This is a genomic window from Paracoccus binzhouensis (assembly GCF_016446475.1).
GTDB classification, from domain to species: domain Bacteria; phylum Pseudomonadota; class Alphaproteobacteria; order Rhodobacterales; family Rhodobacteraceae; genus Paracoccus; species Paracoccus binzhouensis.
The window spans coordinates 43,037-54,360 of sequence record NZ_JAEHFP010000013.1 but is presented as its reverse complement, the minus strand read 5'-3'; the positions used below and the strand labels follow the sequence as shown (position 1 = coordinate 54,360).

General features: G+C 68.7%; 10 protein-coding genes. 9 read left to right on the top strand and 1 reads right to left on the bottom strand.

All coding sequences use genetic code 11. From position 1 onward, the window contains the following. Nucleotides 1-161: 161 nt before the first annotated feature. Nucleotides 162-1,034, bottom strand: coding sequence for a YcaO-like family protein (locus I9P22_RS05760; protein WP_199258404.1), 873 nt, complete (start codon nt 1,032-1,034; stop codon nt 162-164). Between the two features lie 171 nt (nt 1,035-1,205). Here I9P22_RS05760 and I9P22_RS05755 point away from each other — a divergent pair, with 171 nt between their 5' ends. The 9 genes from I9P22_RS05755 (at nt 1,206) to I9P22_RS05715 (ending at nt 11,303) form a co-directional block, all read left to right on the top strand. Continuing rightward, on the top strand, nt 1,206-1,505 hold the full coding sequence (locus I9P22_RS05755; protein WP_199258406.1) for an alkylphosphonate utilization protein: 300 nt from the start codon (nt 1,206-1,208) through the stop codon (nt 1,503-1,505). Nucleotides 1,506-1,608: 103 nt separating this feature from the next. Next, nucleotides 1,609-2,640, top strand: a complete 1,032-nt coding sequence (locus tag I9P22_RS05750) for a LacI family DNA-binding transcriptional regulator (RefSeq protein WP_199258403.1) — start codon at nt 1,609-1,611, stop codon at nt 2,638-2,640. A gap of 249 nt (nt 2,641-2,889) precedes the next feature. Beyond that, on the top strand, nt 2,890-3,831 hold the full coding sequence (locus I9P22_RS05745) for a sugar ABC transporter substrate-binding protein (RefSeq protein WP_199258402.1): 942 nt from the start codon (nt 2,890-2,892) through the stop codon (nt 3,829-3,831). Nucleotides 3,832-3,884: 53 nt separating this feature from the next. Beyond that, nucleotides 3,885-5,396, top strand: coding sequence for a sugar ABC transporter ATP-binding protein (locus I9P22_RS05740; RefSeq protein ID WP_199258401.1), 1,512 nt, complete (start codon nt 3,885-3,887; stop codon nt 5,394-5,396). 12 nt (nt 5,397-5,408) lie between these two features. Beyond that, complete coding sequence (locus I9P22_RS05735; protein ID WP_199258400.1) at nt 5,409-6,419, top strand: ABC transporter permease; 1,011 nt, start codon at nt 5,409-5,411, stop codon at nt 6,417-6,419. 3 nt (nt 6,420-6,422) lie between these two features. Further along, nucleotides 6,423-7,535, top strand: coding sequence for a Gfo/Idh/MocA family protein (locus tag I9P22_RS05730; protein ID WP_199258399.1), 1,113 nt, complete (start codon nt 6,423-6,425; stop codon nt 7,533-7,535). Nucleotides 7,536-7,560: 25 nt separating this feature from the next. After that, entirely contained in the window at nt 7,561-8,571 is a 1,011-nt protein-coding gene (locus tag I9P22_RS05725) for a Gfo/Idh/MocA family protein (RefSeq protein ID WP_199258398.1), read from the top strand. 9 nt (nt 8,572-8,580) lie between these two features. Beyond that, complete coding sequence (locus I9P22_RS05720; RefSeq protein WP_199258397.1) at nt 8,581-9,387, top strand: TIM barrel protein; 807 nt, start codon at nt 8,581-8,583, stop codon at nt 9,385-9,387. Continuing rightward, nucleotides 9,384-11,303, top strand: coding sequence for a bifunctional 5-dehydro-2-deoxygluconokinase/5-dehydro-2-deoxyphosphogluconate aldolase (locus I9P22_RS05715; RefSeq protein ID WP_199258396.1), 1,920 nt, complete (start codon nt 9,384-9,386; stop codon nt 11,301-11,303). Before I9P22_RS05720 ends, I9P22_RS05715 begins: the two co-directional genes overlap by 4 nt. Nucleotides 11,304-11,324: the final 21 nt, after the last annotated feature.

The window sequence follows — 11,324 nt, the reverse complement described above, 5'->3', positions numbered from 1 at the left end:
GGGCAGCGGCGAGGCCCCGGCCGCCATGCCGGGCACCGCGCCGCGGCTGCGCGTGGCACGCAGCCCGGGCCGGACCGGCGCGCATCCGAACGGACAGCCGGCCTGGCTTGCTGTGGGGTTCTGGGCCGTCATGGCCGTCCCGTCCTCATGCCTTGGAATCACTACAAATATGGCAGGCCAGTCTCCTTCGTGAAAAGGGGGGATGGCGTGCCGGGCTGACAAATCCACACGCTGACCGGCGCGCGCCGGCAGGAAATCTCGCGGCATTCGGGCCGCGGCCGGAATTCCAGCACCAGCGCGCAGGGTGCGGCGGGCAGTTCCTCGGCCGCGTCGGGGAACAGGCGCGGCGCCTGCAGCGCATAGCCGCGGATGCGCGCGCGCACCGGCTCCAGCGCCGCCTCCTCCCCGGTCGAGCGCGCGGCCAGCAACTCCATCAGGTTCAGCTCCATCAGCAGCAGCTCGCGCAGCGCCTTGTCCGCCGCCGCGACCGGGTCGTCATGGCAGCCGAAGCCCAGCACCGGGTCCTGGCCCTCCAGGCTCATGCTGCGGCAGACCATGACGCAGGGCTCGCAAGAGCTGCGGATCTGCCACCAGTCGGTGCGCCGGCGCAGCGCCGCGCCCCGGCGCATGGCCTCGAGCTGCGCGGCCAGACCGGCCTGCGCGATCCATGCCTCCGAGACCGGCGCCGCCGGTTCGTGCCCCAGCCACCAGTCGGCGACCGCGGCGCGTTCGCAGGCCTCGTTGCGGGCGGCCTCGCAGGCAAGGGCGGGGTCGGGATGGGCCGCCACCCCGTCGCGCCACGGGTCGAACGCGCCGCCCCGTCGTCGCCAGTCGGCCAGGGCGTGGATCTCGGCGGTTTCGCCAAGGCAGCGGTCGAAGGCGTCGTCCCTGGTCCACCCGGCGCCGCTGGCAGTGCGGCCGTCCCGGGTCAGGGCCTGCAGGATGACGAGGCCGGGGGCGAAGAAGCTTTCGCGCCAATCGTGGCGCTGCCAGCTGTCGATCAGATCCTCGGTGCGTCGGCAGAGCTGTTCCATCGGTTTGCAGATGTCCTTTCAAGTCCTGGGTTTCCCCGGCCTAGCGGCTGCCTGTGATCCCGGTGTGAATTTTCCCCGGCGAGGGGCTGTGGCCGGGTCGCGGCCCGCAACGGCTTGCCGCAAGCGCCCGCGATGGCTAGGAAAGCCCTGCAACAGCAGGAGGGCCGGGCCATGGCCGACGAGGATTATGTCTATGACGAGGCGAGCGGAGAGTGGCGCCCGGCCTCGGAAATGGCCGCGGCGGCCCAGGCGGCCCTGCCCGTCGCCCGCGACGCGGCCGGCAATGCCTTGGCCGACGGCGATTCGGTGACGCTGATCAAGGATCTGAAGGTCAAGGGCACCAGCCAGGTGCTCAAGCAGGGCACCGTCATCCGCTCGATCCGGCTGACCGAAAATCCCGAGGAGATCGACTGCCGGCACGACTCGATCAAGGGCTTGGTGCTGCGCACGGAATTCGTGCGCAAGCGCTGAGCGGGCGGGCGGTGGCCGGGCAGGGGGCGGGCAAAGTCGCCTGCCGGGCATTGCAATCCTGACGCGTTTCCATCACGCTTCCCCTCAACGGGATGAGGGAAGCATGGCAGGACGTCCGACCATCGAGGATGTAGCCCGCGCCGCCGGCGTCAGCGTGGCGACGGTGGACCGGGTGCTGAACGGCCGCGCCCGGGTGCGCGAGGAGACGGCGCGCAAGGTTTCAGAGGCCGCCGAGGCGGTGGGCTATCACGCCGCCCCCGCCATCCGCGCCCGGGCGCTGGCCCATGTGCCGGAACTGCATCTGGGCATCGTCCTGCAAAAGGAACGCCATGCCTTCTACCAGGATTTCGCCGCCCGGCTCGAGGAGGCGGCGCGCCTGGACCCATTGCGGCGTTGGCGGCTGACCGTCCGCTTCTCGCCCGGACAGTCGCCGGCCGATTTCGCCGAGACCATCGCCGGCATGGCCGGCAAGGTGCAGGCCGTCGCTGCCACCGGCATCGACCATCACGACGTGACCTCGGCGGTGGCGATGCTGCGCGGTCGCGGCATTCCGGTCTTCTCAATGCTGTCCGATTTCGCCGCCGGCGTGCGCGAGGCCTATCTGGGCACCAACAACCTGAAGACCGGCCGCACCGCGGCCTGGCTCATGCACCGGATCATGCGGCAATCCGGCAAGATCGCGCTGTTCATCGGCGGGCACCGCTTTCACGGCCATGACCTGCGCGAGGCTGGATTTCGCAGCTATTTCCGCGAATATGCGCCAGAAATCCCGTTTCTCGACACGATGATCAACCTCGAGACCCGGCAGCTGACCTATGAGACGACGCTGGAAATCGCCGCCCGCCATCCCGACCTGGCCGGGATCTATTGCGCGGGCGGCGGCATGGAGGGTGCCATCGCCGCCATCCAGGAACTGGGCCTGGGCGGCAAGGTGGCGCTGATCGTCCACGAGCTGACGCCGGAATCGCGCCAGGGGCTGATGCAGGGCGTGGTCTCGGTGGTGCTGGCGACGCCCTTGCAGCCGCTTTCCGCCGATGTGCTGAGCGCGGTCGGCCATGTGCTGGAACACGGCATGGCCGAGAACCCGGGCCAGCGCTTCGTCAATGCGCTGGTGGTGACGCCGGAAAGCCTGTGACCAGGAATGATGGAAAGACATCATTTCTGGCTCTGTTTCTGTCATCCATGATGGAAATTTCCTCTCAAAGCATTTGACCTGAATCGCGTTCTGCCCGAATGCTTCTGCACGGTCCCGGAAGATGAGGAGCCAGGGATCGGCAGCCAGACAGGGTCGCGGCGCCCCGTGCGTGCCTTTCCGGCACCCCGGCGGCCGCTGTCCGAGCTGACGCGGGCCACGCCCGCATGAACCGAAATGGGGAGGATAGTGATGAAGAGATTCCTGCTGGCAACGGCCTGCGCCGCGTCGCTTTCGGGGGCGGCCTCGGCCGAGACCATCGGCGTGTCCATGGCGCTGTTCGACGACAATTTCCTGACCGTGCTGCGCAACGGCATGCAGGAGCACGCGGCGACCCTGGACGGCGTGACGCTGCAGGTCGAGGACGCGCAGAACGATGTCGGCAAGCAGCTGAACCAGATCGAGAACTTCGTCGCCTCGGGCGTCGATGCGATCATCGTCAACCCGGTCGATACCGATGCCACCATCGCCATGAGCGCCGCGGCCCAGAACGCCGGCATCCCGCTGGTCTTCGTCAACCGCCAGCCGGTGAACCTGGACAGCCTGCCCGAGAACCAGGCCTTCGTCGCCTCGGACGAGAAGGAATCCGGCACGCTGGAAACGCAGGAGGTCTGCCGGCTGCTGAAGGAGCAGGACAAGACCGAGGCCAAGGCCGTGGTGCTGATGGGCGAGCTATCGAACCAGGCAGCGCGGATGCGGACCCAGGACATCAAGGACGTGCTGGCGACGCCGGATTGCGGCTTCATCACCATCGTGCAGGAGCAGACGGCGAACTGGTCGCGCACCCAGGGCGCCGACCTGGTCAGCAACTGGCTCTCGGCCGGGACCGAGTTCGATGCGGTGATCTCGAACAACGACGAAATGGCGATTGGCGCCATCCAGGCGCTGAAGACCGCCGGCCGCGACATGGGCTCGGTGGTGATCGGCGGCATCGACGCCACCCAGGACGCCCTGGCGGCGATGAAGGCGGGCGATTTGGACGTGACCGTGTTCCAGGATGCCGCCGGCCAGGGCCACGGCGCCGTCGACACCGCGCTGAAGCTCGCCCGCGGCGAGGCGGTCGAGCAAAAGGTCTATGTGCCCTTCCAGCTGGTCACGCCCGAGAACCTGGACCAGTTCCTGTCCAAGAACTGAGCCTTGCGGCGGGGCCGCCCTGGCCCCGCCCGATCGAGACAGGGGGGAAGCCGATGCTTGACCGGAGCAGCGCCTGGCAGGGCGAGTTCATTCTGGAAGTCGACAATATCACCAAGGAGTTTCCCGGCGTGAAGGCGCTCGACGGGGTGCAGCTGAAGATCCGCCCCGGCACCGTCCATGCGCTGATGGGCGAGAACGGCGCCGGCAAATCGACGCTGATGAAGATCATCGCCGGGGTCTATACGCCCGATGGCGGCGAGGTGCGCTTCGCCGGCCAGCCGCTGAGCGTCAGGACCCCGCTCGACGCGCTGAACTCGGGCATCGCCATGATCCATCAGGAACTGAACCTGATGAACTGGATGACGGTGGCCGAGAACATCTGGATCCGGCGCGAGCCGCTGAACCGCTTCGGTCTGGTCGATCACGGCCGCATGCGCCAGATGACCGCCGACCTGCTGGGCCGGCTGAACATCCGGCTGGATCCCGACGCCCAGGTCAGCGAGCTGACCGTGGCGCAGAAGCAGATGGTCGAGATCGCCAAGGCGGTCAGCTACAATTCCGACGTGCTGATCATGGACGAGCCGACCAGCGCCATCACCGAGGCCGAGGTCGAGCATCTTTTCGCCATCATCCGCGACCTGAAATCGCGCGGCATCGGCATCGTCTACATCACCCACAAGATGAACGAGCTGTTCGAGATCGCCGACGAATTCACCGTCTTCCGCGACGGCAAATATGTCGGCACGCATCCCTCCAGCGGCGTGACCCGCGACGACATCATCCGCATGATGGTCGGGCGCGAGATCACCGAGATGTTCCCCAAGATCGACTGCGAGATCGGCGAGACCGTCCTGGAAGTGCGCAACCTGACCCTGCCGGGCGTGTTCCACGACGTCAGCTTCAGCGTCCGCAAGGGCGAGATCCTGGGCATCGCCGGGCTGGTCGGCTCGAAACGCTCGAACGTGGCCGAGGCGATCTTCGGCGTGCATCCCGCGCCCATCGGCGACATCCTGATCGACGGCCGGCACGCGCGCATCACCTGTCCCTCGGACGCGATGGCGCATGGCATGGCCTTCCTGACCGAGGACAGGAAGGAGACCGGCTGCTTCCTGATCCTCGACTGCCTGGAAAACATCCAGTCGGCGCTGATCACCCGCGGCCATGTGAAGAACGGCTTCCTGGACCAGAAGACCATCACCGCCAAGGCCGAGGACATGGCGCAAAAGCTGCGGGTCAAGACCCCCAGCCTGCACGAGACGGTCGAGAACCTGTCGGGCGGCAACCAGCAGAAGCTCTTGATCGCGCGCTGGCTGCTGACCGAGCCGCGCATCCTGATCCTGGACGAGCCGACGCGCGGCATCGACGTCGGCGCCAAGTCCGAGATCCACCGCCTGATCACCAACCTGGCCGCGCAGGGCGTGGCCGTCATCATGATTTCCTCGGAAATGCCCGAGGTCCTGGGCATGAGCGACCGCATCATGGTCATGCACGAGGGCCATGTGTCGGGCTTTCTCGACCGGGCCGAGGCCGATCAGGTCAAGATCATGTCGCTGGCCGCCAAGTAACAAGGAGTCCCCATGTCAGACGCAAGCATGGCCGCGCCGCAGCGCCGCCACCGCCCGATGATGGCGGAATTCAACATCCTTCTGGTCCTGGTCGGCATCAGCCTGACCTTCGAGATCCTGGGCTGGATCACCCAGGGACAAAGCTTCCTCGGCAACTGGCAGCGGCTGTCGATCATGATCCTGCAGGTCTCGGTGGTGGGAATCATCGCCATCGGCGTGACGCAGGTCATCATCTCGGGCGGCATCGACCTGTCCTCGGGTTCCATCGTCGGCGCCACGGCCATGGTCTCGATGAGCCTGGCGCAGGCCGCCGGCTATGAGCGCGCGGTCTATCCGGCGCTGACCGGCCTGCCGGTGCTGGTGCCGCTGGCCGTCGGGCTGCTCTTCGGGCTGGTCTGCGGCATCATCAACGGCGCGCTGATCGCCTATACCAGGATCCCGCCCTTCATCGCCACGCTGGGCATGATGGTGACGGCGCGCGGCTTCGCCAAATGGTATACCAAGGGCCAGCCGATCAGCTTCCCCTCGGACGGCTTCGCCGCCATCGGCAAGGGTATGATGCCGGTCGTCATCTTCCTGGTGGTGGCGCTGATCTTTCACGTGGCGCTGAAATACACCCGCTATGGCAAGTTCACCTATGCCATCGGCGCCAATCCGCAGGCGGCGCGCGTCTCGGGCATCAATGTCGAGCGTCAGCTGGTCAGGATCTATGCCATTGCCGGGCTGCTCTCGGCCCTGGCCGGAATCGTGGTGGCGGCGCGCGGCCTGACGGCGCAGGCCGGCATGGGCACCATGTACGAGCTCGATGCCATCGCCATGGCGGTGATCGGCGGCGTGTCGCTGACCGGCGGGCGCGGCTCGATCCTGGGCACGACGATCGGCATGGTGATCTTCGGGGTGATCATCTCGGGTTTCACCTTCCTGCGGCTCGACGCCTATTACCAGGAGATGATCAAGGGCGTCATCATCGTCGCCGCCGTGGTCGCCGACGTCTATCGCCAGAAGAAGCGCAAGAAAGCCTGAGCCATGACCCACGCTTCCCTGGGTGTCGCGCTGATCGGCACCGGCTTCATGGGCAAATGCCACGCCATGGCCTGGCGCAACCTGGCGACCGCCTTCGGCGGCACCCCCCCGCGGCTGGAGATCCTGGCCGACACGCCCGCCGACAGGGCCGCCGATGCGGGGCGTTCCTTCGGCTTCGCCCGCGCCACCGGAGACTGGCGCGCGGCGGTCTCGGACCCGGCGGTGGACGTGGTCTCGATCACCACGCCGAACGGCCTGCATCGCGAGATGGCCGAGGCGGCGCTGGCGGCGGGCAAGCATGTCTGGCTGGAAAAGCCGATGGCCCTGACCGTCGCGGATGCCGAGGCGATGGAGGCGGCGGCCCGCGCCTCGGGCCGGATGACGCTGCTGGGCTACAACTATACCCGCTCGCCCGCCTTCCGCGCCGCCGTCGAGCTGGTGGCCCAGGGCGCCATCGGCCGGCCGATCCACTTCCGCGGCATGTATGACGAGGATTACATGGCCGATCCCGGCCTGCCCTGGAGCTGGCGGCTGACCCGCAAGGACGGGGGCCTTGGCGCGCTGGGGGATCTGGGCTGTCACCTGGTCTCGGTCATGCTGGCGCTGATGGGGCCGGTGGCCCGCGTCTATGCGCAGATGGACACGGTGATCGCCGAGCGTCCGCACCAGGACGGCACGGCGCCGGTCGAGAACGAGGACCAGGCGCAGGCGCTGATCCGCTTCGCCTCGGGCGCCTCGGGCGAGTTTTCCTGCTCGCGGATGGCGCGGGGCTATCGCTGCCGCCTGGCCTGGGAGGTGCAGGGCACCGAGGGCACGCTGCGCTTCGACCAGGAGCGGATGAACGAGCTGTGGCTCTACCAGCCCGGCGCGGCCGAGACGGACGGCTTCCGCCGCATCCTGACCGGCCCGGCCCAGCCCGGCTTCGCGGCCTTCTGCCCGGCGGGCGGGCATAATTTCGGCTTCAACGAACAGAAGGTGGTCGAGGCGCAGCTGCTGCGCGAGGCCATCGAGAGCGGCAGCCCGGCCTGGCCCGACTTCACCGCGGGCCTGGCCATCGAACGCATCATCCACGGCATGGCCCGGTCCGCCGAGACCGGCGGCGCAGTGGCCTTCTAGACCCACCCCTATCGGAGCACATTCCATGACCTTGAAGATCGGAGTCATCGGCACCGGCGCCATCGGCCAGGACCATACCCGGCGCATCAACCGGGTGCTGGCCGGTGCCCGGGTCACGGCGCTGAACGACGTGAACCGCGCCAATGCCGAGGCCTGCCAGCGCGACCATGCCCCCGAGGCGCGGATCTTCGACGATCCGCATGCGCTGATCGGGGATGCGGATGTGGATGCGATCCTCGTCTGCTCCTGGGGCCAGACGCATGAGGATTATGTCCTGGCCGCCATCGCCGCCGGCAAGCCCTGCTTCTGCGAAAAGCCGCTGGCCACCACCGCCGAGGGCGCGAAGCGCATCGTCGAGGCCGAAGAGGCCGCCGGCAGGCGGCTGGTGCAGGTCGGTTTCATGCGCCGCTACGATCCCGGCTACGTAGCGCTGAAGAAGGCGCTCGCGCAGGTGACCGGCGCGCCCTTGATGGTCCATGCCGCGCATCGCAACCCGCGCGTGGGCCAGAACTACCTGACCCCGATGGCCATCCACGACACGCTGATCCACGAGATCGACGTGCTGCGCTGGCTGCTCGACGACGACTATGTCAGCGCCCGGGTGTTCTTCCCGCGCAAGTCGCCCCGCGCCCATGAAAACCTGCGCGATCCGCAGGTGGTGGTGCTGGAGACCGCCGGCGGCGTGGTGATCGACGTCGAGGTCTTCGTGAACTGCCATTACGGCTATGACATCCAGTGCGAGATCGTGGGTGAGGACGGCATCGCCCGGCTGCCCGAGCCGATGGGCATCCAGACCCGCTCGGGCGCGGTGCTGGGCCAGCCGATCCTGATGGACTGGAAGGACCGCTTCATCGACAGCTACGACCACGAACTGGCCGATTTCCTGAAGGCGGCGGCCCAGGGGACCGCCGCCGGCCCCACCGCCTGGGACGGCTATGTCGCCGCCGTCACCGCCGATGCCTGCGTCGCCGCGCAGGACGCCTCGGGCGAGGCTGTCAGGATCGACCTGCCCGCCCGTCCCGCCCTTTACGCCTGAGGTTTCGCCATGCGCTTCGCCCTGAACCATATCGTTGCCCCGCGCCTGCCGCTGGCCGAGTTCTTCGCCCTGGCCCGGCGCCTGGGCTGCACCGAGGTCGAGATCCGCAACGACCTGCCCGACGTGACCGGGCAGGCCCCGGCCGAGGTCGCCCGCATGGCCGCGGATGCCGGCGTGGCGATCCTGTCGGTCAACGCGCTCTATCCCTTCAACCAGTGGAGCGACGACCTGGCCGGTCGCGCCGAGCGGCTGGCCGATTTCGCGGCCGGGGCAGGGGCGCAGGCGCTGGTGCTCTGCCCACTGAACGACGGCACCGAGATCGCGCATTCCCGCACCGTGGCGGCGCTGGACAGGCTGCGCGACATCCTGCAGCCGCGCGGGCTGTCCGGGCTGGTCGAGCCGCTGGGCTTTCCGCAAAGCGCGCTGCGCCGCAAGGCCGAGGCGGTCGCCGCCATCACCGAGGCCGGCGGTTTCGACGCCTTCCGCCTGCTGCACGACACGTTCCATCACCATCTGGCGGGCGAGACGGCGTTCTTCCCGCATCGCACCGGGCTTGTGCATGTCTCGGGCGTCACCGATGCGGCGCTGCCGGTCGCGGCGATGCTGGACCGCCATCGCGTGCTGGTCGATGCCGATGACCGGCTGGAGAACGTGGCGCAGCTGCGCGCGCTGCTGGCGGATGGCTATGACGGCCCGGTCAGCTTCGAACCCTTCGCGCCCGAGGTGCATGCGCTCGAGGACATCGAAACCGCGCTGCGCGGCAGCATGGAGCACCTGCGCCGCGCCGTCGCGGAAACCGCGGAGAGCCCGGCATGAGCAAGCCCCTCGACGTCATCACCATCGGCCGTTCGTCGGTCGATCTCTACGGCCAGCAGATCGGCGGCCGGCTGGAGGACATGGGATCCTTCGGCAAGTATATCGGCGGATCTCCGACCAACATCGCCTGCGGCACGGCGCGGCTGGGACTCAAGTCGGCCGTCATCACCCGGGTCGGCGACGAGCATATGGGCCGCTTCATCCGCGAGCAGCTGGCGCGCGAGGGGGTCGATACCCGTGGCGTCGCGACCGATCCCGAGCGGCTGACGGCGCTGGTGCTCTTGGGCATCCGCGACGAGGACAGCTTCCCGCTGATCTTCTATCGCGAGAACTGCGCCGACATGGCGCTGTCCGAGGACGACATCGACGAGGGCTTCATCGCCGAGGCCCGCGCGGTGCTGGCCACCGGCACGCATCTGAGCCATCCCCGGACCGAGGCCGCGGTGCTGAAGGCGCTGGAACTGGCGCGGAAGCACGGCGCCAGGACGGCGCTGGACATCGACTACCGGCCGAACCTCTGGGGGCTGTCGGGCCATGGCGATGGCGAAAACCGCTTCATCGCAAGCGCCGCCGTCACCGGCCGGCTGCAGGCGACGCTGCCGCTTTTCGACCTGATCGTCGGCACCGAGGAGGAATTCCACATCGCCGGCGGCACGACCGACACGCTGGCGGCGCTGCGGGCGGTGCGGGCGCTGACCCCGGCGGTGCTGGTCTGCAAGCGCGGCGCGGCCGGCGCGGTCGCCTTCGAGGGCGCGGTCGAGAACTGGCAGAGCGGCCGGACCGGCCCCGGCTTCCCGATCGAGGTCTTCAACGTGCTGGGCGCCGGCGACGGCTTCTTCTCGGGGCTGCTCAAGGGCTGGCTGGATGGCGAGGACTGGCCGCGCACGCTGGCCTATGCCAATGCCTGCGGCGCCTTCGCGGTCAGCCGCCACGGCTGCACCCCGGCCTATCCGTCGCTTGCCGAGCTGGAATTCTTCCTCAAGCGCGGGGTGGTGCGGCCGGACCTGAGGAACGACGCCGCGCTGGAACAGATCCACTGGGCCACGAATCGCAGCAATCCGGGCGCGGGCGACTGGTCCACCATGCGGGTCTTTGCCTTCGATCACCGCGCACAGCTCGAGGAGATGCCGGGCTACACGCCGGAAAGGGGCGGCGCCTTCAAGGAGCTGTGCCTGCAGGCGGCGCTGCGGGTGGCGGATGGCCGGCCGGGCTATGGCATCCTTTGCGACAACCGCATCGGCCGGCGGGCGCTGCATCGGGCCTCGGGGACCGGGCTGTGGATCGGCCGGCCCTGCGAATGGCCGGGCTCGCGGCCGCTGGAGCTGGAGCCGGAGCTGGGCCCGGATTGCGGCGCCCTGTCCGAATGGGCGCGCGAGAACGTGGTCAAGGTGCTGTGCTTCTGCCATCCCGAGGACGATGCCGAAACGCGCGCCGCGCAGGAGGCGACGGTCGGGCGCCTCTACGCCGCCGCGCGCCGCAACGGGCTGGAATTCCTGCTGGAGGTGATCCCCTCGAAGGTCGGGCCGGTGGACGACATGACCACCGCCACGCTGATCCGGCAGTTTTATGCCGCAGGCATCTGTCCCGACTGGTGGAAGCTCGAGCCGATGACCAGCCGCGCCGCCTGGGCCGAGGCCATTGCCGCCATCGAGGCGCATGACCCCCATACCCGCGGCATCGTGGTGCTGGGCCTCGACGCGCCCGAGGCCGAGCTGCGCGCCAGTTTCGAGGTCGCCGCCGGTTTCGGCCTGGTCAAGGGCTTTGCCGTCGGCCGGACGATCTTCGGCGCCGTGGCACGGCGCTGGCTGGCGGGCGGGATCGACGATGCGGCGGCGGTCGAGGAGATGGCCGGGCGCTATCGCCGGCTCTGCGAGATCTGGGACGAGGCACGCGCCCGCGTCGGGGTGGCGGCATGAACGCCGCGGGACGGGGGGCGC